The organism is Cupriavidus sp. U2, from assembly GCF_009663685.2.
Classification (GTDB): domain Bacteria; phylum Pseudomonadota; class Gammaproteobacteria; order Burkholderiales; family Burkholderiaceae; genus Cupriavidus; species Cupriavidus necator_C.
In genome coordinates this window covers 39,751-60,295 of record NZ_RCOG02000026.1, presented here as the reverse complement: position 1 = coordinate 60,295, position 20,545 = coordinate 39,751, and the positions used below count along the sequence as shown (strand labels likewise).

20 protein-coding genes are annotated in these 20,545 nt (G+C 67.8%); 15 read left to right on the top strand and 5 right to left on the bottom strand.

Annotation, left to right across the window (positions count from 1 at the left end; translation table 11 throughout):
- The first annotated feature begins 8 nt into the window (after positions 1-8).
- Genes D9X30_RS18810 through D9X30_RS18765 form a run of 10 tightly spaced genes read left to right on the top strand, consistent with a single transcriptional unit; the run spans position 9 to position 8,419 of the window.
- Positions 9-1,187, top strand: a complete 1,179-nt coding sequence (locus D9X30_RS18810; protein ID WP_153948015.1) for a type II secretion system F family protein — start codon at positions 9-11, stop codon at positions 1,185-1,187.
- Positions 1,184-2,881 carry a GspE/PulE family protein gene (locus D9X30_RS18805; protein ID WP_228770920.1) on the top strand — a complete coding sequence of 566 codons (1,698 nt, stop codon included), beginning with the start codon at positions 1,184-1,186 and terminating at the stop codon, positions 2,879-2,881. Before D9X30_RS18810 ends, D9X30_RS18805 begins: the two co-directional genes overlap by 4 nt.
- Positions 2,882-2,939: 58 nt before the next feature.
- Positions 2,940-3,632 carry a hypothetical protein gene (locus tag D9X30_RS18800; RefSeq protein ID WP_153948017.1) on the top strand — a complete coding sequence of 231 codons (693 nt, stop codon included), beginning with the start codon at positions 2,940-2,942 and terminating at the stop codon, positions 3,630-3,632.
- Positions 3,629-4,147: a hypothetical protein gene (locus tag D9X30_RS18795; RefSeq protein ID WP_153948018.1), complete on the top strand. Its 519-nt coding sequence runs from the start codon at positions 3,629-3,631 to the stop codon at positions 4,145-4,147. Before D9X30_RS18800 ends, D9X30_RS18795 begins: the two co-directional genes overlap by 4 nt.
- Complete coding sequence (locus tag D9X30_RS18790) at positions 4,144-4,665, top strand: hypothetical protein (RefSeq protein ID WP_153948019.1); 522 nt, start codon at positions 4,144-4,146, stop codon at positions 4,663-4,665. Before D9X30_RS18795 ends, D9X30_RS18790 begins: the two co-directional genes overlap by 4 nt.
- Positions 4,662-5,189 (top strand): hypothetical protein, encoded by a 528-nt coding sequence (locus D9X30_RS18785; protein ID WP_153948020.1) that lies wholly within the window; start codon positions 4,662-4,664, stop codon positions 5,187-5,189. Before D9X30_RS18790 ends, D9X30_RS18785 begins: the two co-directional genes overlap by 4 nt.
- Positions 5,190-5,216: 27 nt before the next feature.
- On the top strand, positions 5,217-7,217 hold the full coding sequence (locus D9X30_RS18780; protein WP_153948021.1) for a secretin GspD/PilQ domain-containing protein: 2,001 nt from the start codon (positions 5,217-5,219) through the stop codon (positions 7,215-7,217).
- Complete coding sequence (locus tag D9X30_RS18775; protein WP_502799652.1) at positions 7,099-7,539, top strand: hypothetical protein; 441 nt, start codon at positions 7,099-7,101, stop codon at positions 7,537-7,539. Before D9X30_RS18780 ends, D9X30_RS18775 begins: the two co-directional genes overlap by 119 nt.
- Positions 7,540-7,959 (top strand): type II secretion system protein, encoded by a 420-nt coding sequence (locus D9X30_RS18770; RefSeq protein ID WP_153948023.1) that lies wholly within the window; start codon positions 7,540-7,542, stop codon positions 7,957-7,959.
- Complete coding sequence (locus tag D9X30_RS18765) at positions 7,934-8,419, top strand: type II secretion system protein (protein ID WP_153948024.1); 486 nt, start codon at positions 7,934-7,936, stop codon at positions 8,417-8,419. The genes D9X30_RS18770 and D9X30_RS18765 overlap by 26 nt, the downstream gene beginning before the upstream one ends.
- Before the next feature lie 12 nt (positions 8,420-8,431).
- Here D9X30_RS18765 and D9X30_RS18760 read toward each other — a convergent pair whose 3' ends face one another.
- Together D9X30_RS18760 and kbl are read right to left on the bottom strand one after the other, a co-directional pair.
- The gene (locus tag D9X30_RS18760) at positions 8,432-9,436 is read right to left on the bottom strand and encodes an NAD-dependent epimerase/dehydratase family protein (RefSeq protein WP_153948025.1); all 1,005 of its coding nucleotides are present in this window, start codon (positions 9,434-9,436) and stop codon (positions 8,432-8,434) included.
- On the bottom strand, positions 9,433-10,635 hold the full coding sequence (kbl, locus tag D9X30_RS18755; protein WP_153948026.1) for a glycine C-acetyltransferase: 1,203 nt from the start codon (positions 10,633-10,635) through the stop codon (positions 9,433-9,435). Before kbl ends, D9X30_RS18760 begins: the two co-directional genes overlap by 4 nt.
- 98 nt (positions 10,636-10,733) lie before the next feature.
- On the opposite strand from kbl, the gene D9X30_RS18750 reads away from it, so the two are divergent.
- Positions 10,734-11,336, top strand: coding sequence for a helix-turn-helix domain-containing protein (locus tag D9X30_RS18750; RefSeq protein ID WP_153948027.1), 603 nt, complete (start codon positions 10,734-10,736; stop codon positions 11,334-11,336).
- 50 nt (positions 11,337-11,386) lie between these two features.
- Here the strand turns inward: D9X30_RS18750 and D9X30_RS18745 are convergent, their stop codons facing one another.
- From D9X30_RS18745 to D9X30_RS18735, 3 genes are read right to left on the bottom strand one after another with little or no spacing between them, the layout of a single operon-like run.
- Positions 11,387-12,022, bottom strand: a complete 636-nt coding sequence (locus D9X30_RS18745) for a flavin reductase family protein (protein ID WP_153948028.1) — start codon at positions 12,020-12,022, stop codon at positions 11,387-11,389.
- Entirely contained in the window at positions 12,012-12,818 is an 807-nt protein-coding gene (locus tag D9X30_RS18740; RefSeq protein ID WP_153948029.1) for a GntR family transcriptional regulator, read from the bottom strand. Before D9X30_RS18740 ends, D9X30_RS18745 begins: the two co-directional genes overlap by 11 nt.
- Before the next feature lie 31 nt (positions 12,819-12,849).
- Positions 12,850-13,830, bottom strand: coding sequence for a polysaccharide deacetylase family protein (locus tag D9X30_RS18735; RefSeq protein ID WP_194946518.1), 981 nt, complete (start codon positions 13,828-13,830; stop codon positions 12,850-12,852).
- A gap of 236 nt (positions 13,831-14,066) precedes the next feature.
- Here D9X30_RS18735 and D9X30_RS18730 point away from each other — a divergent pair, with 236 nt between their 5' ends.
- From D9X30_RS18730 to ggt, 4 genes are all read left to right on the top strand, one after another.
- Positions 14,067-15,242, top strand: a complete 1,176-nt coding sequence (locus D9X30_RS18730) for an ABC transporter substrate-binding protein (RefSeq protein ID WP_153948030.1) — start codon at positions 14,067-14,069, stop codon at positions 15,240-15,242.
- A 75-nt stretch (positions 15,243-15,317) separates the two neighbouring features.
- The gene (locus D9X30_RS18725) at positions 15,318-16,196 is read left to right on the top strand and encodes a branched-chain amino acid ABC transporter permease (protein WP_153948031.1); all 879 of its coding nucleotides are present in this window, start codon (positions 15,318-15,320) and stop codon (positions 16,194-16,196) included.
- A complete protein-coding gene (locus D9X30_RS18720) occupies positions 16,193-18,805 on the top strand; it encodes a branched-chain amino acid ABC transporter ATP-binding protein/permease (RefSeq protein ID WP_228770921.1) in 2,613 nt (870 codons plus the stop codon). The genes D9X30_RS18725 and D9X30_RS18720 overlap by 4 nt, the downstream gene beginning before the upstream one ends.
- Positions 18,802-20,391, top strand: coding sequence for a gamma-glutamyltransferase (ggt, locus tag D9X30_RS18715; protein WP_228770922.1), 1,590 nt, complete (start codon positions 18,802-18,804; stop codon positions 20,389-20,391). Before D9X30_RS18720 ends, ggt begins: the two co-directional genes overlap by 4 nt.
- The last annotated feature ends 154 nt before the right edge of the window (positions 20,392-20,545 follow it).

Sequence of the window (20,545 nt, the reverse complement as noted above, 5' to 3'; positions counted from 1 at the left end):
GGTGTCCGATGCAGTTCCGCCTTACCGTGGCCCGTAGCGGCCAGATCCAGGACATCCGTATATTCGCGCCCTCCGCCGCCGACGCCCGGCGGCAGGCGCAGACGGATGGCGCCAGCGTACTTGCATGCCGCCGCATCGTGATGCTGCGCCGCCAAGCGGCGTTCGGCATCGCCCTGTTCACGCAGGAACTGATCGCCCTGCTGCGCGCCGGGCTGTCGCTGGTCGAGTCCGTCGAGGCCTTGCGGGACAAGACCGCCGGCGCGTCGGAGACCGCCACCCGCACCGTGCTCGATCAGATCGTCGCCGGCCTCTATCAGGGCTTGCCGCTTTCCGGCGTGCTGGCAGGCATGCCCGGCCACTTCCCGACGCTCTACGTGGCCACGGTTGCGTCGGCCGAGCGCACCGGCCATCTTGCCGACGCGCTGGCGCGCTATCACCACTACCAGATGCGCCTTGGCGCTGTCCGCCGGAAGGTCGCCAGCGCCTTGATCTACCCCGCCGTGGTCATAGCCATCGGCGCGGGCATCATGGCGTTCCTGCTGTTCTTCGTGATTCCGCGCTTCAGCCAGGTCTACGCATCGATGCGTGAACTGCCCGCGACCGCGCGCTGGCTCCTGTGGTGGGGCCAGACCGTCGATGCGCACGCCGGCACGATGGCGCTGGGGATGGTGGTGTCGGCCCTGCTGCTGGTTGCCGGCGCCCGGCAAGTACAACTGGTGCGCCGGATTGCGGCACTAAGCTGGCACATCCCTCGCCTCCACGCGTTCCAGCACCTGTTGGCGCTGACCCGGCTGTACCGGACCACCGGCCTGCTGCTGGCCGGCGGCATGGCCGCCATCCCCGCGCTGCGGCTGGCCACACCGCTTCTGCCGGAGCACTTGCAAGGCGCCATGTCGCAGGCCATTGCCGAGATCGAAGCCGGCAAGCCGATGGCCGACACACTGGCCCGGCACCACTTGACCACACCCGTGGCCGAACGGCTGCTACGCGTGGGCGAACGCAGCGGCGAACTGCCGGAGATGTGCGAACGCGCGGCGCAATTCTGCGACGAAGCCATCGACCGGGCCATCGACACCGCCACGAAACTGGTGGAACCGCTGCTGATGCTCGTGGTTGGCGCCCTGGTCGGCGGCATCGTCTTCCTGCTCTACATGCCGATTTTCGAGCTTGCCGGGAGCATGCAATGACACCGCACGCGCCAATCTCCCCACCCATGCCGACCCTGCAGGCGCTACAGGCTCTGCGCGATGCCGAGCCCGGACGCGACCTGCAGGACGTGGTGGCGCAGGCCAGCGGCCTGCCGCCGGACGCCTGCGCCGCACACGTCGCCGCCCTGCTCGGCTTGCCGCTGGTCGATGCCGTGGCCCTGGCCGCTGCCGTGCCACGCTTCGACCTGTTTCCCTATGCCGATGCCGTCGCGGGCGGCTGTGTGCTGGCGCAACTCGAACCGGCGTCACCCGCCCTGACATTGGTCCTGACCGATCCCACGCGCCTGGCCGTGCGTCAGCATGTCGCCCGGCGGCTGGCGCTCGGCGGCCTGTCCTGCGCCGAATGCCTGGGCGCCACAAATCTCGTGCGCGCGATGCTCGACAGCCATGGCGAACGCCAGCGGGCGCTGGATCATGTCGCCACGGCGCCCGGGCCGCATGCGGACGCGTTACCCGACGCCGGCATCTCGCTGGCCAGCCTGGCTCAGGACACCAGCCCGGTGGTCCGGCTGGTCAACTCCACGCTTTACGATGCGTTGCGCATGGCCGCGTCGGACATTCACCTCGAAACCCGGCAAGACGCGCTGGCCGTCAGATACCGCATCGACGGTGTGCTGCTCGATGCCGCCACCGCGGCCGGCATCGATATTGCCGAACAGGCCATATCGCGCATCAAGGTCATGGCAGAGCTGGACATTGCCGAGCGCCGCGTTCCGCAGGATGGCCGCTTCAAGGCAACCGTGGACGGCCGCGAGATCGATTTCCGGGTGTCGATCATGCCGTCGATCCACGGCGAGGATGCCGTGCTGCGTGTGCTCGACAAGCGCGGCGGCAACGCGGCAGGCGGCCGCCTAAGCCTGGACCGGCTTGGCCATGACGCCCAGGCCGTGGCTGCCATCCGTGCGCTGGCCGCCATGCCGCACGGCCTGCTGCTGGTGACGGGCCCCACGGGTTCGGGCAAGTCCACCACGCTCTACGCCACGTTGTCCGAACTGGACACGGGCGCGGAAAAGATCATCACGATCGAGGACCCCGTCGAGTATGAACTGCCGGGCGTGCTGCAGATTCCGGTCAACGACCGCAAGGGCCTGACCTTCGCGCGCGGGCTACTCTCCATCCTGCGGCACGACCCCGACAAGATCCTCGTGGGCGAGATCCGCGATGGGGAAACCGCCAGCATCGCCGTCCAGGCCGCGCTGACCGGCCATCTGGTACTGACCAGCGTCCACGCCAATGGCGCGTTCTCGGTGGTCGACCGATTCCTGCACATGGGCATCCCGCCACACAGCCTGGTGGAATCGCTGATCGGCATCGTGGCCCAGCAACTGATCCGGACGATCTGCCCCGATTGCGGAGAATCTGTCCGCCCGGGCGCCGAACTGCTGGCGCGCTCGGGTCTGGTGGCTGCATCGGTGGCCAATTGGCGCCTGCGCGCCGGCCGGGGCTGTGACGCCTGCCACGGCACCGGATATCGCGGGCGCCGTGCGGTGGCCGAAGTCTTGCGCATCGACGATGCACTGCGCGACGCAATCCTCGGACAGGCGCCCTCGGGCGAACAACGCGCCTTGGCGCGAGCGGGCGGCTTTGCCTCGCTGCGACAGTCCACGCTGGCCCTGGTCGCTCAGGGGGTCACCACCCTACAGGAGGCAAACCGTGTCACGTTCGTCGAATAAGCACGGGCTCTGGATTCTGCGTGACGCCGTCTTCCTGCGCGCTGAAGGTGGCAACGCCATGCATCAAGCACCGGCCCTCTACCGCGAAGCGGCAGGCATCGAAGATACTCTGCAGGCCACCGACGCGCTGCTTGCGCCGCTGTCGGGCCACCGTGTCACGGTACGGCTGGGCTTTCCGTGGACGCGGCATGTCGTCGTACCCTGGCATCCGCGCCTGGTTTCCGAAGCGGAATGGATGGCATGGGCATGCGCGGCCAGCGAAGAACCGGGCGGCGAGGGTGGAACGATTGCCGGTGACGACCGCGACAAACCGCCGCATATCGCCTTGACGGCAGCCCGCCATGGCGCCCCGCGCCTGGCCATCATTGGCAGTACGCCACTACTGAAAGCCCTGATCGCGCAGTGCCAATCGCATCGCGTGCACCTGACCGCCGCGACGTCAACCTTCGCCTATGCGCTGCACCGTTATCGACGCGAGCTGCCGGTCACCGGCTGCGCGCTGGCGATGCTTGAGCGCGGCATGCTGACATGCGCGTTGCGAGACGGACCTTCCATCACGGCAATGACCACGGTGGCCGCGCAGACCGACGTATCGCCACAGATCCATGCCGTGCTGCGCTGCCTGGCGCTGGCGGCGTCGGCGCCGGCGCCGGATACGGTCGCCCTCATTGGCGACGCGGCGGCGCCGGACGAGCGTATCCACTGGCTGGGCGACCATCTGCGCGCCATCGGCGAAGGCGGCCCGGCATGATGGCGCGGCCGCCGAATCTTCTGGCTGCAACGCGGTGCGGCTGGTTACACCGGGCGTCGCTCGGCGCCGGCCTGCTCGCCATCGGCATCGGCGTTGCCACCTGGGCGATGTACGAACACCGCGCCCTCGCGTCGCTGCGCGCCGAACGGGTTGCCATGGAAGCCGAAAGCGCCACAATGCGCCGCAAGCTGGCTGCCCGGCCCCCTGCCAAGGCCACCCAGCAGACTGACGTCGCCGCCAGACAGGCCGAAAAGCTGGTGCCGACTTTGGCGTGGCTGGAGCAGAGCTGGGCCGAAGACGTGGCCATCGCGCGCCTTGACGTGGACGGCGCGGCGCGCACGCAGCGGATCGAACTGGAAGCCGAGCATGCCGATGCACTGCTCGCGCTGGTCGACCGCCTGTCGGCCACGCCTGCCGTTGGACCCGTATCGCTGACCCGCCAGCGGCAAGGCGACCACGCCGTCGAAGCCGAGCTTCGGCTGCGTTGGCAGGATAGGCAGGAACCCGCGCGATGAACCGCTTCGTCTGGATGCTCCGCCGCTGGCGGCACACATTGGGATGGCTGGGCGTGGCCGGCATCGCACTTGCCATGGGGAGTGTCGTGGCCGTCGTCGCGCATATCCGGCCGGAACGCGTGGCGCAAACGGCTGCATTGCAGCAGGAGACCGGGCAAGTCGCCACGTTGAAGCGCGAACTGGCGGCCAGGGCGATGCCGGCTCGCCAGCACAGCCTGCCCGACGCCTCCACGTACACCGAATTCCTGCGTGCCCACGCGGCGTTGGCCACGGCCCGCTCGATCGTCCTGACGGAGATCGACTACACCTCCCGCGCCGAAGCCGGCCAGCGGCTGCTGCGCCATACGATGCGCTACACCATCGAAGGCCGCTACCCCGAACTGCGCGACTACCTCGCAACGTTGGAGGAGATTGCTGGCGTGCGGATCGAATCGATATCGTTCATGCGCCAGTCCGACGCCAGCCGGACGGTCAATGCGCTGGTGCAGATCAGCTATCTCGTGGAGACCGGACCATGAAGATTTCCCGATCCCTTCAGTGCCTGCTGGTGGCCACGGTCTGCGCATCGCTCTACGCCGCCTGGATCGGCCGGTCCGACGACGCTGCCAGTACGACGGATGCCGCAATACGCCAGACACTACCGGCAAGCGCCCCGGCAACGCCGTCCAGACACATAGCCGAAACGCCAGAACCGAGCCGCTCGGTGGACCTGTTCGCGCCGCCAGGGTGGCGACTTGGCGCGATGACCCCTTCGCTGGAGCCATATGCCGAAGCCGACCCGGCGCGGGCAGCGGAATCTGCGCGCGTCACGGCGCGTGCCGACCTCGAAGCCAGCGCAATCTGGCGCGACACCCGAGGGGTGATGGTCGTGCTCACGCTCGGGGAGGCTACCCGCATTGCGTGCGAGCAGTGCGCGACACCCGGCCGGCTACGTCCCGGCGAACGATGGAAGGGATACCGGCTCGACGCCATCGACGCGTCGGGTGCCACCGTGACCGATTTGTCGACAGGAAACCGCTTGCATCTGGGCGTACCCGCCTGACGCCCCAGACACCAGGAGAGTCTTACCTTGAATGTCCCCATGCAGTTGAGCGCCATAGCCGTCAGCGCGCTCTTGCTCAGCGGCTGCGCGGCCTTGCCCGGCCGGGCGCCAGGTGCCGCACCGAACCCCGGCGCGTCGCTCGCAAAGGCCGCCGCCGACGCCGCCGCGGCGCCAGACGATGTCGCCAGCCAGCTTCGCTATCGCGTGGAGCGCGAACAGCGCATCTGGACGCTCGTGCAGCAAGGCGCCGCGCAGCTCGATCTCGGGAACGTGGATGCCGCGGCCGCATCGTTTGCCGAAGCGCTGTCCATCGATCCGGCCAATGCGCGTGCGCTGGAGGGCGCCCGGCGTGCCGCCAGCGCGCAGCCGATGGCTGCAGCGGTCGCAGCGGCACGGGCACAGGCAGACGCCAACCCGGCCGGCGCCATCGACACGCTGGACGACGCGCTGGCCACCGATGCCCGGCACGCCCAGGCACGCGCCTTGCGCGACGAACTGGTGGTGACGCAGGAACGCCAGCGTGGCCGCCCGGCCCGCACACTGGCCGCGTCGCTGCGCCAGCCCATTTCCGTACAGTTCCGCGATCAGCCGTTGTCCACGGTGCTGACCACCATCTCCACGCTGTCGAAGCTCAGCTTCGTGCTGGACAAGGATGTGCCGCAGGACCTGCGTGCCACGGTGTCCGCCAACGACACCTCGGTGGAGGCCATCGTGGATCTGGTGCTGGCCACCAACCATCTAGACAAGAAGATTCTCAACGACACAACGCTGCTGATCTACCCGAAGGTGGCCGATAAGCAGCAGCAATACCGCGATCTGACCACGCGCACGTTCTACCTGAGCAACGCCGATCCCAAGCAGGTGATGAGCATGATCAAGCAGATCGTGAAGACGAAAGACGTCTATGTGGACGAACGGCTAGGCATGCTGGTGGTCCGGGATACCCCCGAAGCCGTGGAAGTGGCCGAGCGGCTGGTAATCGCCCATGACCTGCCGCAATCCGAGGTGATGTTCGATGTGCAGATTCTCGAAGTCAACAACGCCGATGCCCTGAACCTTGGCATTCGCTATCCGTCCAGCGTCTCCGCCTCGGTGGCGGGCGCCGCCGGCAAGGCCGGCACGCTGACCTGGAACGAACTGCGGCATCTGAACGGCGACAAGGTCGGGGTCAATCTCGGCGATCCGGTGGTCACGGCCAACCTGGCGCGCGAGACGGGCCAGGGACAACTGCTGGCCAATCCGCGCATTCGCGTCAAGAATCGGGAAAAAGCCAAGATCATGATTGGCGACCGGCTGCCGGTGGTGACGACTGTCAACGGCAATGGCGTGGTCACCGAATCGGTCAGCTACCAGGACGTGGGCCTGCAGCTCGATGTCACGCCGACGCTGTCACAGGATGGCGAGATCAGTGTCAAGGTGGCGCTGGAAGTGTCCAATGTCGTCAGCACGATCAAGACCCAGACCGGGCTGATGGCCTACCAGATCGGCACGCGCAAGGCGGAGACCAACATGACCGCCCGGGACGGCGAAACCCAGGTGCTGGCCGGACTGCTCAACCGCAATGCGCAGTCGCGCGGCCACGCCATACCGGGACTTGGCGATATTCCGATTCTCGATCGTGTCTTCGGCACCCGCGAGACCAAGACGACCACCACCGAACTGGTACTGCTGATCACCCCGCGCATCGTGCGCAATCTTCCCGTGCCGGCCGCGCACGTCACCGCCTTCAATAGCGGGCCCCAGGCGCCATCACCACCGCCCCGCTGGTGCTGCAGCCTGCGCCCGCCGCCGTCCGGCCCGCGCGCGTGCCTGCCAAGCCGGTGCCGCCCTTCGAGTTCAGTCAATGAGACGCGCCGCAACACGCCTCGGCGCATCGGCGCGCGGAGGCGCAGGCTTCACGCTGATCGAAGTGCTGGTGACGCTGACCCTGCTGGCCACGCTGGCCATGATCGCGTGGCCGCTCGCCCGCATTGCCGCGCAGCAGAATCGCGAGGCCGAACTGCGCCGGGCGTTGTGGCAGATTCGTGAGGCAATCGACGCCCACAAGGCTGCCATGGACGGCGGCCGCCTGACGCGCATGGTCGGGGCCAGCGGTTATCCACCCACGCTGGCGGCGCTGGTCGAAGGCGTGACCGACATCCGCAACCCGGCCGGCGCCAAGCTCTACTTTCTGCGCCGCATTCCGCGCGATCCGATGTGCGCCTGTCCTGGCACCCCCGACGCGGATACCTGGGGCCTGCGCGCCTACGCCAGCCCACCCGATGCCCCCGAAGCCGGGGACGACGTCTTCGACGTCTATTCGACATCGGTCGATGTCGGCACCAACGGCGTGCGTTACAAGGACTGGTAGATGGGACGTCGCATTTTCGCCAACCAACGCCGGGCCGGCTTTACGCTGATCGAACTGCTCGTAGTGCTGGCCATTATGGCCGCGTTGATGACGCTGGTCGTGCCGCGCTATGCCACCCAGACCGACCGCGCCGAAGAGGTGGTGCTGCGGCACAACCTGCTGGCGATGCGCGAGGCGATCGACCGGTTCCACGCCGATCACGGCGATTACCCGCCGTCGCTGGAGGCGCTGGTGGCGCAGTCGTATCTGCGCCAGATTCCGGTAGACCCCATCCTGCGCAGTACCACGGCCTGGCGGGTGGTCCCCCCGCCGATGTCCGACAGCACGGCCTACGGCCGCCCGGCATCCGAAGGCGTTTTCGATGTCCGCAGCACCGCGCCCGGCCAGACCCGCGATGGCACGCCGTTCGAGGATCTCTAGCACCGGCCGCCCGGCCGGCTTTGCATTGGTGTTGTGCCTGGCGGCCGTGGCAGTGACCGGCATCTACCTGATGAAAATCGGCGATGTCTGGCAGACCCGCGCCCAGCGCGAACGGGAGTTCGAGCTGCGCCACGTTGGGCGGGAGATCCAGGTGGCCATCCGGCGATATGTCGAGAACGGCGACGGCAGCTACCCGCGTACGCTCGACGACCTCGTGGACGATCAGCGCGGCAGCGAGCCACGCCGATGGCTGCGTCGCGCCTGGCGCGATCCCATGACCGGCGGCGACTGGCAATATCTCCCCGCGCCCGGCGACGGCTTCCTGGGTGTCCACAGCACGTCGCCGCTTCGCCCGCTCAGGCAGTACAGCCATGCGGCCGAGGAAGCCGCCTTTGCCCACGCCGGCAGCTATGCGGACTGGCGTTTCGCCTGGTGGCCCGAACAGTCGGGCAGCGACTGAACCAGCCCGCCCTTATCCCGCAGCCGCCGCAGCAGCAGCCCCCACGGCCCCCGCCCCGGCCGTTGCCCGCAGGTTCTGCAGCATGTCGTCGACCATCTCCTGCAAGCCGTAATGCGGCTGCCAGCCCCAATCCTGCCGGGCGGCGTTGTCATCGATCGAATCGGGCCAGCCTTGCGCGATGGCCTGCCGGTAATCGGCTGCGTAGCGGATCTCGAAGCCCGGTTCGCGCTTGCGGATGGCTTCCGCAATCTCGGCCGGCGTGAAGCTCATGCCGGCCAGGTTGTAGCTGCCGCGCTCGCGCACCGCTTCGCGCGGGGCTTCCATGAGCTCCAGCGTGGCGCGGATGGCGTCGGGCATGTACATCATCGGCAGGCGCTCATCGGCATTGAGAAAGCACGTATAGGGCTCGCCGCGCACGGCGTAGTGGAAGATGTCCACTGCATAGTCGGTGGTGCCGCCGCCGGGCGGCGTCTTGTGCGAGATCAGGCCCGGATAGCGCACGCTGCGCACGTCCACGCCGTGATTTTCGAAGTACCAGCGGCACCAGCCCTCGCCGGCCTGCTTCGAGATCCCGTAGACCGTGGTGGGCTCCATCACGGTCTTCTGCGGGGTATTCACCCGTGGCGTGGTGGGCCCGAACGCGGCAATCGAACTGGGCCAGAACACGCGCTGGATGCCATGATGGCGCGCGGCTTCCAGCACGTTCAGCAGGCCCGTCATGTTCAGGTTCCAGGCCCATTGCGGCGCCTTTTCCCCCGTGGCGGACAGCGCCGCCGCCAGCAGGTAGATCTGCGTGATGCCGTGCCGCTCGATTACCGTGGTCAGCTCGCCCCGGTCGGTGACATTGAGCATTTCATGGGCGATGTGCACGTGGCGCCCGGTGGGCACCACGTCGGACGTCACCACCTGCTCGCGGCCGTAACGCTCGGCCAGGGCCAGCGCCAGTTCCGAACCTAGTTGCCCGTTGGCGCCGATGATCAGGATCTTCGGCACCGCGTTGTCTGCTGCATCGGTCATGGAATCAGTCCCAGCTCGCGCCCGGCCTGGGCAAATGCGTCCAGTGCCGGACGCAAGGTGCTTTCATCATGGATGGCGCTCATCTGCACACGGATGCGCGCCTGCCCCTTCGGCACCACGGGGTAGAAGAAGCCCACCACGTAGACGCCCAGTTCCAGCAGGCGGTCGGCCAGCTTCTGGGCCTTGTCGGCGTCGTACACCATGATCGGCACGATCGGATGGTCGCCGGGCTTGATGTCGTAGCCAAGCTTGACGATGCCTTCGCGGAAGAACTTCGTGTTCTGCTCCAGCCTGTCGCGCAGTTCGGTGCTGGCTTCGAGCAGGTCCAGCACGGCGATGCTGCCGCCCACGATGGCTGGCGCCACGGTATTCGAGAACAGGTACGGCCGGGAACGCTGGCGCAGCAACTCGATCACTTCCTTGCGGCCGGAGGTGAAGCCGCCCGATGCCCCGCCCAGCGCCTTGCCAAGCGTGCCGGTGATGATGTCGATCTTGCCGAACACGCCGCGCGCCTCGTGCGTGCCGCGGCCGCGCTGGCCCATGAAGCCGGTGGCGTGGCATTCGTCGATGCCCAGCAGCGCGCCGTGCTCGTCGCAGATCTTGCGGATCTCGTCCAGGCGCGCCACCGTGCCGTCCATCGAAAAGACGCCGTCGCTGAACACGAGCTTGAAGCGCGCGCCCTCAGCGTCGGCCTGCTTCAGTTGCGCGCGCAGGTCGTCCAGGTCGTTGTGCTTGTAGCGGTAGCGGCGCGCTTTCGACAGGCGGATGCCGTCGATGATCGACGCATGGTTCAGTTCGTCGCTGATCACGGCGTCTTCGGGGCCCAGCAGCGTTTCGAACAGGCCGCCGTTGGCATCGAAGGCCGAACCGTAGAGGATGGTGTCTTCGGTGCCCAGAAAACTGGCCAAGCGGCGTTCCAGTTCCTTGTGCAGGTCCTGCGTGCCGCAGATGAAGCGCACCGACGACAGCCCGTAGCCATGCGTGCGCAACGCGGCGTGGGCGGCCTCCATCACCTTCGGGTGCGACGACAACCCAAGATAGTTGTTGGCGCACAGGTTGATGACCTCGCGCCCGTCCGCCGTGCGGATGGTGGCGCCCTGCGGCGTGGCGATGATGCGCTCGCGCTTGTACAGCCCCGCGGCGCGGATGGCGTCGACTTCGGCGCGGATCGATGCATAAAAAGCCTCGGCACTCGACATGGCCAGACTCCCGGTGGTAATGTCTCGGATCGTTCGATCGATAAATCGAACGTGTTCTATATATCGAACGTGACGTGTACTATAACGAACAGATGTCGATGACGCAACCCTCACCCGCCAAGCCACCCGCGGCCGTCGATGGCCCGCCGGCGGTAGGCAGCGCCCTGCAGGCGCTGCGGCAGAGCCAGCAACTGTCGCTGGACGACCTGTCGCGCCGCGCCGGTGTCTCCAAGTCTATGCTGTCGCAGATCGAACGGAACCTGGCCAATCCCACGGTGGCGGTGCTGTGGCGGCTGGCCAATGCGCTCGGTGTGAGCCTGACGGATTTTCTCGCCCAGGGGTCGGAATCGGCCCCGGCGCCCGCCGTGACGGTGGTTCAGGCGCACGCGGTGCCGGCGCTGAAGAGCCCGGACGGGCGCTGCGAACTGCGCATCCTGGGTCCAATCGACCTGGCCGGCCGCTTTGAATGGTATGAACTGACCATCCAGCCCGGGGGCGTGCTGGCGTCCGAACCGCACGAGACGGGCACGCAAGAGCACTTGTCGGTGCTGGGCGGGGCCATGACCGTGCGGTCAGCCGGCGATGAAAAGAAACTGAAGCATGGCGAAACCGCGCGCTACGGCGCCGATGTGACCCATGCCATTTCCAATCCGGGCAAGAGCGTGGCGACGGCGCTGCTGGTCGTCGTGCATCCGGGCTAAGCCGCGCGGGGGGGGGGGTAGAAGTCCTCGATCCGCCGGCGCCGCTGGGCTCACATCTCGTCGATCGCGGTTGACGCGGTGACCACGCCGGCGTCCTTCTCCAGCGAGAAGCGGTCGCGCGTGGTGACATAGAAGCTGGCGCCGAAGCGGCCCACGGGGAAATACTCCTGCAGCCGCACGCGCCAGCGTTCGGTATCGATCAGTCCGTCGCGCGCATGCAGGCGCAGCACGCGACCGATGAAGATCTGGCGGCTTTCCGTCTCCAGCGTTTCCCAGAGCCGGCATTCGAACGCCACCGGCGCCTCGGCGATGCGCGGGGGGGCCACGTCGGTGCACGCAGCGGCCGTCAGCCCCACGTGGGCCAGTTCGCTCATGTCCGGCGGCAGGCGTTCGCCACAGCGATGCATTTTCTCGGCCATCGCCTCGTCGCTGAGGTGCACGACGAATTCCTGCGTCCGCACGATATTGGCCGCCGTATCCTTCAGCGAGCCGTCGCCCAGGCGGTTCACGCTGATCATCACGATCGGCGGCTCCTCGCCCAGCATGTTGAACATCGAGAACGGCGCCGCATTGGCCGTGCCGTCGGGGCCCAGCGTGGTGACCAGCGCGATCGGCCGCGGCACGATCAGGCTGGCCATGAGCTTGTAACGCTGATATTCGGTGATCGCGGTGAAATCAATTTCCATCGTGTTCCTTGGGGACTCCGGTTTCACGCCGCGGCAGGCCCAGCATTTGCGCCAGGCTCTTTTCGCCCTGCATGCGCGACGTTTCGATGCGCTGTTCCAGTTCGCGCAGGTGGGCCTCCATCAGCGTCACCGCGCCCACGGCGTCACGCGCCTCGATGCAGGCGACGATGGCGGCGTGCTCGTCGTGCTCGCAGGGTGCGTGACCCGGTGGCTCGTAAAGCCCCACGATCAGTGAGCAGCGCGAGACCAGTTCGGTCAGGTAGCGTTGCAGCACCGGGTTGCGTGCCAGCGCGGCAATCCGCAGGTGGAAGCCACTGGCCAGCCGCGCCCATGAAGGCTGGTCAAAGCGGTGCATCGCGTCGTGCTCGTCGGCCAGCTGCCGGCGCAGTTCGCGCAGGTCGTCCGGCGTCACGCGCTCGACGGCCAGTTCGACCAGCACCCGCTCCATCGCCCGCCGCGCCTCGAAAATCTGGCTGGTTTCCTCGGGCGTCGGCTCGGCGATCACCGCGCCCTTGTTGGGCCGCAGCGCCACGATGCCGTCGTGCGCGAGCTTTTCCAGTACACGCCGCACCACGGCCCGGCCCACGCCAAACAGCGTGCATAGCTCGGGTTCGGGCAGCTTGGTGCCCGGGGTCAGCCGATGGTTCAGCACGCCGTCGAAGATCGCCTGGTAGATGCGGGTGTCGGCGTCCTGCCGCTCGTCCGGTGCGTCCGGCGCATCCGGGATGGCCGAAGTCGCCGGCGGACGCGCTTGCTCCGCCCTCGGGGCGGCTTTCCTTGCAGCTTTGGTTGACATGGCGTCGGTCAGGGAAACAATGCCCATGATGTTAGCGCGCGGCGGCACTGGCGCTATCCAGCGCCATGGGCACCTGGGCGTCCATGGCGTCGCAGATCGCGCCTGGTGTCGTCAGCCAGACCTCGCCGTGCGACCGCCGCGCGGCAATGTGTGCCAGCGCCCGACGCAGGTGCCTGAGCCGGTACGGCTGCCCCACCAGATACGGATGCAGCGCGATGCCCATCACCAGTGGTTGCGGGTGCTGCGGATGATTGGCCTGTAGCAGCATTTCATCGAACTGGTCGATGATCATGTCGGCGAATGCCACGCCGTCAAGCTGGCGGGCGATGATCATCGGGATGTCGTTGAGCTCCTGCGGGTACGGGATCGACCACAGCGCCCCGCCGTTGCGCGTCTGCATGCGCACCGGCCGGTCGTCGTGGGCCCAGTTCAGGGTGTATCGGTAGCCGGCTTCGGCCAGCAGGTCGGGCGTGACCATCGTTTCGGAAATCCAGGGCGAAAGCCAGCCACCCGGCGCACGACCGCTGTGTTCGCGGATGCGGTCGCGGCAGTGCACCAGCAGCGCACGCTCGCCAGCCTCGTCGAATTCGCTCTGGCGGTGGGCATTCGTATGGCCATGGCCGATCAGTTCGTCGCCACGCGCCAGGCACGCATCGAGCACCGCCGGGCAATGATCGTAGATGGCCGTGTTCAGGATCACGCCGGTGGGCATATCCAGCTGATCGAACAGTTCCAGGCAGCGCCATACCCCCACGCGGTTGCCGTACTCGCGCCAGCTGTAGTTCAGCACGTCGGGCTGCGGCGATACCGGGCCCAGGTTCGCGCCCAGCCCCTCGCCAAACGCGAAGTGCTCGATATTGAAGCCGAGATAGACGGCCAGGCGCGCGCCATTGGGCCAGCGGAAGCCATCGGCGTCAGTGATCGGGCGGTACGGAAAACGGCCGTGATGGCGCAACGGACCGAACGACGGCGCCGCCTGCGCCGCCGCCAGCGGACTCGGATTGAAGGTCATGAACGAGTGCCTTTCTTCTGGTTGGTGCATCCGCCCCCGGAACCGGCACCGCCTTCGTGCGCGATGCCCCGATTCCGATCGTATGCATGAATGTCGCTTAATCGTTCGCAAATTGCGGGCCAGATCGTCTACGTATTGAAATACCGGTTGTCCCGGACTTTCCGGGTGATTCGTCAACGCGATGGCACGGCTCTTGCGAGACAGCCCGCCGACACCAACCCATCCGGAGATCCGCCATGTTTCGTCCCCAACGCCGTGCACTGATCGCTGCCGCTGCGGCCGCCTGCGCCATGACCGCCCTGCCCGCACGTGCCGCCGACACCATCAAGATCGGCCTGATCACGGCGCTGTCGGGCCAGTCCGCCCGGGCCGGCGAATCGCTGACGCGCGGCATGACCATCGCCATCGACGAAATCAATGCCAGGGGCGGCCTGCTGGGCGGTCGCAAGCTCGAGCTGGTGCGCCGCGACGACGAAGGCAATCCGGCCAAGGGTGTGCTGGCTGCGCGCGAACTGATCTACAAGGAGAAGGTGGCCGTGCTGTTCGGCGGGCTCGACACGCCAGTCTCGATGGCCATCGTGCCGATCGCCAATCAGGAGAAGGTGCCGTTCATGGGCCCGTGGGCCGCCGGCACGCCGATCACCCACAACGGCGCGAATCCGAACTTCGCGTTCCGTGTCTCGGCCGTGGACGAGGTGGTGGACAAGGCGATGCTGCAGTACGCACAGAAGGCGTTCAACGCCAGCAAGCCGGGCCTGATCCTGGTGAATAACCCGTGGGGCGAATCGAACGAGAAAGGCATCGTGGCCGCGATGGCCGCCAAGGGCGGCAAGCCGGTGGGCGTCGAGAAATTCGAGGCCAACGACGTGGATGTGGTGCCCCAGCTCGGCCGCCTGAAGGCCGCCGGCGCCGACGTGCTGCTGATGGTGGGCAACGTCGGCCCGTCGGCGCAGGTGGTCAAGTCGCTCGACCGGATGGGCTGGAAGGTGCCGGTGGTGTCGCATTGGGGCCCGGCCGGCGGCCGCTTCACGGAACTGGCGGGACCGAACGCGAAGAACGTCCACTTCGTGCAGACCTACAGCTTCTTCGGCACGCCGACGCCGGTCAGCACGCGCGTGGTCAACGACCTGAAGGCCAAGTACAGCGACGTGAAGGGCCCGGACGACATCACGCCGGCCGTGGGCGTGGCCAACGCCTACGACGCCACGCAACTGGCCGCGCTGGCCATCGCCAAGGCCGGCAGCACCAAGGGCGACGCAGTGCGCGAGGGCTTCTACAAGATCGACCGCTACGAGGGCCTGATCAAGACCTACGTGAAGCCGTTCTCGCCCCAGCAGCATGATGCGCTGACCGAGAACGACTACGTCTGGGCCCAGTTCATCGACAACCGTATCGTGCCCGTGAAGCCGTAAACGCGCGTTGCCGATGTTGCGCCCCGCTTCCGCCATGCGGCAGTGGGGCGAAAACGTAAAGAGAAGGACATCACCATGTTATGGATATCCGCCCTCATCAGCGGGCTGGGCCTGGGCAGCATGTACGGGCTGATGGCGCTGGGGTTTCACATCACCTACGCAGTCTCTGCCACGGTCAATTTCGCGCAGGGCAGCTCGATGATGCTGGGCGCCGTGCTCACGTACACGTTTGCGCAGACGCTGGGCTGGCCGATGCCGCTGGCCATCGTGCTGGCACTGGCGCTGTGCGCGCTGTACGGCCTGGCCGTGGAATTCCTGGCCGTGCGGCCGTTTGCCAGCCGGGGCTCGAACGCCTGGCTGATGGCCACCGTGGCGCTGGGCATCGTGCTCGATAACGTGGTGATGCTGTGGTTCGGCACCGAGCCGCGCAGCCTGCCGTCGCCGCTGGCCGCGCAGTCGGTACAGCTGGGCAGTTCGGGCGTCGGCGTATATCCGCTGCAGCTGGTGATTCCGGTGGTCGGGCTGGTGCTGGCGGCCGTGCTGCACGTGGTCCTGCGCAAGTCGCGCTGGGGCGTGGCCATGCTCGCCGTGGTACAGAACCGCGATGCGGCACGCCTGATGGGCATTCCGATCCGTCGCACCATTGCCGGCGCGTTCGCGCTGTCGACGCTGCTGGCCGGTATCGCCGGCGTGCTGATTGCCCCGCTGTTCAATGTGCAGGCCGACATGGGCACCGTCTTCGGTCTCAAGGCGTTCGCCGTGGCCATTCTTGGCGGACTGTCCAGCGCCTGGGGCGTGATGGTGGCCGGCCTGATCTTCGGCGTGGCCGAGGCGCTGGTGACCGCATCGCTCGGTTCCAGCTACACGCAGATCATCACCTTTGCCCTGGTCATCGCGCTGCTGGCGCTGCGGCCCGATGGGCTGTTCGGACGCGCGGAGGTACGCAAGGTATGAGCGAAGGAACAAGCCAGGGCATGAGCAAGACCATGCCATCCACGGTCTCCACCGCACCGCCGGCCAACCCGGCACGCCCCGCCGCGCCGTGGCTGGGCCTGGGTACGCCGCTGCAGATTGCCGCCATGTGCGCGGTGCTGGCCGCGGCCGCAGGCCTGACCCTGACGCTGAACGGATATTTCGTGTTCGTCATCGCCGGCGTGGCAATGCTCGCCATTTGCGGCGTGGGCCTGAACCTGCTGCTCGGGCTGACCGGCCAGGTGTCATTCGGCCACGTTGGCTTCTATGCGATTGGCGCCTACGCGGTGGCCATCCTGACCGGCCAGGCGGGATGGAGCTTCTGGGCCGCATGGCCGGTGGGCGCTCTGGTGGCCGCCGCGCTGGGCGGCCTGCTGGCGCTGCCCGCGCTACGCGTCAAGGGCCCCGGGCTGGCGATGGTAACGATCGCCTTCGGCTTCATCGTCGAGCACGGCGCCGTGGAATGGCGTGGGCTGACGGGCGGCCAGAACGGCCTGATGGGCATCGCGCAACCGTCGCTGCCCGGTGTGGACGGCGGCGAGCGTGCGCTGGCGCTGATCGCCATCGCGGTACTAGGGCTTGCGCTGGCCGCGTATGCGCGCATTGCGCGCGGCAGCTGGGGTGCCGCCATGCGCGCGGTGCGCGACAGCGAGACCGCTGCCGCGTCGATCGGCGTCAACCCGCTGGTCGTGAAGACGGTCGGCTTTGCGTTCTCGGCGGCGCTGGCCGGCCTGGCAGGCGGCCTGTTCGCGCCGCTGCAGGGCATGGTCACGCCGGGCATGTTCTCGTTCCTGCAGTCGATCCTGTTCGTGCTCGTGGTGATGATCGGCGGTGCCGGCACGGTGGCCGGGCCCGTCGCGGGCGCGGTCGTGGTGGGCCTGCTGCCTGAAATCCTGTCCAGCCTGGAAAACCTGCGACTGCTCTGTTTTGGCGTGCTGCTGCTGGTGGTGCTCTGGGTAGCGCCCAGCGGCATGGTGGGCGTGGTGACGTCGGCGTTCCGCCGCCTGCATCCTGCCAGGCCGGCCGGCCACGACGCCGTGGCTGGCGCCATGCTGCCGCAGCGCGAGGCCGCGCAGCGCCGGGGGCTGTCGGCACTGGGCCTGTCGATGGTATTCGGCGGCGTGCGCGCGGTTGACGATCTGTCGTTCGACTTGCCGCCGGGCCAGGTGACCAGCCTGATCGGGCCGAACGGCGCCGGCAAATCGACCGTGCTCAACATGCTGTCCGGCTACTATCGGCCGCGCTCGGGCGGCCGCCGCCTCGGCGCCGACGCCCTGCCCGCGCGCGGCGCCTGCCACAGCGCGCGCCATGGCATCTCGCGCACCTACCAGACCACGCAACTGTTCACCGGCATGAGCGCGGCCGACAACGTGGCCATCGCCCTCACGCGCGGCAGGCTCGGCACGCTGCTCGGCATCGCGGGCTTCACTGCCCCCGCCGTGCGCAACGAGGCGCGCGCCTTGCTGGCCGCCTGCGGCTATACCGGCGACCCCGATGCCAGCGCCGCCGACCTGGCCCACGTGGATCGCCGCCTGGTGGAAATTGCCCGGGCGCTGGCCACGCGGCCGGCCGTGCTGCTGCTGGACGAACCCGCAGCCGGACTGTCCCGCGAGGACAAGGCAACGCTGGGCCGACTGCTGCGGCGGATTGCCGACAGTGGCATCGCGGTCGGCCTGGTCGAGCATGACATGTCGCTGGTGATGGATGTGTCCGACAGCATCGTGGTGATCGACGCGGGTCAGCACCTGTCCGCCGGTACGCCCGACGCAGTGCGTGCCGATCCGGCCGTGCGCCGCGCCTATCTGGGCGAGGCGTCGGGCGCCCCGGTGCGGCGGCGCGTCCGGTCGGTGGACAACGCCGTGCCGCCGGAAGTGCTGGGCGTCAGCGCACTGCGTGCCGGCTACGGTGCGGCGCCGGTACTGCACGATGTGGACCTGCAAGTCCGCGAAGGCGAGATGGTGGCGCTGCTGGGTGCCAATGGCGCGGGCAAATCCACGTTGATGCGTGCGCTGTCGGGGCTGCATCGTCCCGTACAGGGCGGCATCACGTTCGACGGCACCGATCTGGCCCGGCTCGACGCGGCGAAGATTGCCGAAATGGGCGTGGTACTGGTGCCGGAAGGCCGGCAGGTATTCCCCGAGCTGTCGGTGCTCGACAACCTGCGGCTGGGCGCCTTCCCTTCGGGCCGCATCTCGCGTGCCGAAACCATGCGCCGCATCGAGGCCATGTTCGCGCGCTGGCCCCGCCTGCGCGAGCGCCAGCACCAGCGTGCGGGCCTGATGTCCGGCGGCGAGCAGCAGATGCTGGCCGTGGCGCGCGGGCTGATGTCGAATCCGACGGTGCTGCTGCTCGACGAGCCGTCGCTGGGCTTGGCGCCGAAGGTCATCGAGGAACTGTTCGCGTCGCTGGACGCGCTGCGCGAGGCATCGATCACCATCCTGCTGGTGGACCAGATGGCGGCGCTGGCCCTGTCGCTGGCCGACCGCGCCTACGTGCTCGAAGAAGGCCGCGTGGTGGCCAGCGGCGATGCCGAGGCACTGGCCCAGGACCCGGCGCTGGTACAGGCCTACCTGGGCGGGCAGCACGCATGAAGCATCTGGCCACTTCCAGCGCGGGCATGGTCACCAGCCCGCATGCATTGGCAAGCGAAGCCGGCCTGGAGATCCTGCGCGCCGGCGGCAATGCCATCGAGGCCGCCATCGCCATCGGCGCCACGCTGTCCGTCACCTATCCGCACTTCACGGGCCTGGGCGGCGACGCCTTCTGGATCGTCAGCGATCAGGCCGGCAACGTGCGCGCGCTCTCCGGCATCGGACAGGCCGCAGCCACGCTGCCGGACTACGGCGATGCGATCCCCACGCGCGGCGCAGCGTCGGCCATCACGTCGGCGGCCACGGTCGACACCTGGGACCGTGCGTTCGCCATCAGCCGCGACCATTGGGGTGGTCAGCAACCGTGGAAGCAACTGTTCCAGCGCGCCATCGCACTGGCGCAGGAAGGCTTCGACGTCACGCCGTCGCAGCGATTCTGGCAGGCCTTCCGGCACGAGGAACTGTCGGACTGGCCCGGCTTTGCCGACGTCTTCATGCCCGACGGACGCCTGCCCCGGCAAGGCGACCGGCTGCGGCAGCCCGCCCTGGCCCGCAGCCTTGATCGCATCGCGAACTTCGGTTCGCGCGAATTTTACGAAGGCGAACTGGCCGAGCGCATCGTCGCGGGGCTGCGTGCCGCCGGGTCGCCGCTCGGGCTGCAGGACCTGGCCTGCACCGCGGCGCGCGACGAAGCGCCACTGCGCGTGCCATATCGCGGCGGCGAACTGCTGAGCCTGGCGCCACCGACGCAGGGCGTGACCACGCTGCAGATCATGGGCATCCTGGAACGCTTCGACGTGGCCAGCATCCCCGAGGGCAGCGCGGACTACTACCACCTGCTGGTGGAAGCCGTGAAACAGGCGTTTATCGAGCGCAACCGGCACGTGGCGGACCCCGAGTTCGCCGCCGTGCCCGTCGATGCGATGCTGTCGCCGGCGCGGTTGTCGGCGTTGGCCGCGCATATCGATATGGGCCACGCGATGCCGTGGCCGCATGTCTACCAGCATGGCGATACGGTCTTTCTTTCGGCCGTCGACCGTCAGGGCCGCTGCGTGAGCGTGCTGCAGACCGTGTATTTCGATTGGGGCAGCGGCGTGGTGGCGGGCGACACCGGCATCCTGTGGCACAACCGGGGCGCCGCATTCAGCACCGATCCCACCCATCACAACGCGATTCAACCGGACAAGCGCCCTTTCCATACGCTGAATCCGGGCATGTATCTGCGCGACGGCAAGCCGCGGCTGACGTATGGCACGCAAGGTGCCGACGGCCAGCCCCAGACGCTGGCCGCCGTGCTGACACGGCTGATCGACTATGGGATGGATCCGATGCAGGCGCTGTCCCGGCCCCGGTTTCTGCTCGGACGCACGTTCTCCGACACGCGTGACAGCCTCAAGATCGAGGCCGATGCGGGCGATGATGTGATCGCCACGCTCTCAACGCGCGGTCACGAAGTCAGCGTGATCGAGGCGCAGAGCCCGTTGGCGGGCCATCCAGGCGCCATCGCGTTGTACGACGACGGAAGTTGCGCGGGCGCGCACGATCCGCGCAGTGACGGCATCGCCATGGGGCTGCAAGGGGCATAGACACGGGATCGGAAACGTCAGGCATCATCTGGGCATCCGGGAGAAAACGGCAACCCTTCGCGTGACGCGCACATGAAGGCCCTGCGTTCTGTAGCGGTTTTGTATCGGGCTGGAACCCCTGCCGCGCATGCCCGTCCAATGCCTTAACTGTCGA

Bases quoted from the DNA above. Each gene is read 5' to 3' on its own strand.
- ggt (WP_228770922.1), top strand. From the start codon at position 18,802: ATGAAGCATCTGGCCACTTCCAGCGCGGGCATGGTCACCAGCCCGCAT.
- D9X30_RS18765 (WP_153948024.1), top strand. From the start codon at position 7,934: ATGGCACGCCGTTCGAGGATCTCTAGCACCGGCCGCCCGGCCGGCTTT.
- D9X30_RS18745 (WP_153948028.1), bottom strand. From the start codon at position 12,022: ATGGAAATTGATTTCACCGCGATCACCGAATATCAGCGTTACAAGCTC.
- D9X30_RS18790 (WP_153948019.1), top strand. From the start codon at position 4,144: ATGAACCGCTTCGTCTGGATGCTCCGCCGCTGGCGGCACACATTGGGA.
- D9X30_RS18760 (WP_153948025.1), bottom strand. From the start codon at position 9,436: ATGACCGATGCAGCAGACAACGCGGTGCCGAAGATCCTGATCATCGGC.
- D9X30_RS18720 (WP_228770921.1), top strand. From the start codon at position 16,193: ATGAGCGAAGGAACAAGCCAGGGCATGAGCAAGACCATGCCATCCACG.
- D9X30_RS18785 (WP_153948020.1), top strand. From the start codon at position 4,662: ATGAAGATTTCCCGATCCCTTCAGTGCCTGCTGGTGGCCACGGTCTGC.
- D9X30_RS18800 (WP_153948017.1), top strand. From the start codon at position 2,940: ATGCATCAAGCACCGGCCCTCTACCGCGAAGCGGCAGGCATCGAAGAT.
- kbl (WP_153948026.1), bottom strand. From the start codon at position 10,635: ATGTCGAGTGCCGAGGCTTTTTATGCATCGATCCGCGCCGAAGTCGAC.
- D9X30_RS18725 (WP_153948031.1), top strand. From the start codon at position 15,318: ATGTTATGGATATCCGCCCTCATCAGCGGGCTGGGCCTGGGCAGCATG.
- D9X30_RS18770 (WP_153948023.1), top strand. From the start codon at position 7,540: ATGGGACGTCGCATTTTCGCCAACCAACGCCGGGCCGGCTTTACGCTG.
- D9X30_RS18730 (WP_153948030.1), top strand. From the start codon at position 14,067: ATGTTTCGTCCCCAACGCCGTGCACTGATCGCTGCCGCTGCGGCCGCC.
- D9X30_RS18735 (WP_194946518.1), bottom strand. From the start codon at position 13,830: ATGACCTTCAATCCGAGTCCGCTGGCGGCGGCGCAGGCGGCGCCGTCG.
- D9X30_RS18740 (WP_153948029.1), bottom strand. From the start codon at position 12,818: ATGTCAACCAAAGCTGCAAGGAAAGCCGCCCCGAGGGCGGAGCAAGCG.
- D9X30_RS18795 (WP_153948018.1), top strand. From the start codon at position 3,629: ATGATGGCGCGGCCGCCGAATCTTCTGGCTGCAACGCGGTGCGGCTGG.
- D9X30_RS18750 (WP_153948027.1), top strand. From the start codon at position 10,734: ATGACGCAACCCTCACCCGCCAAGCCACCCGCGGCCGTCGATGGCCCG.
- D9X30_RS18805 (WP_228770920.1), top strand. From the start codon at position 1,184: ATGACACCGCACGCGCCAATCTCCCCACCCATGCCGACCCTGCAGGCG.
- D9X30_RS18810 (WP_153948015.1), top strand. From the start codon at position 9: ATGCAGTTCCGCCTTACCGTGGCCCGTAGCGGCCAGATCCAGGACATC.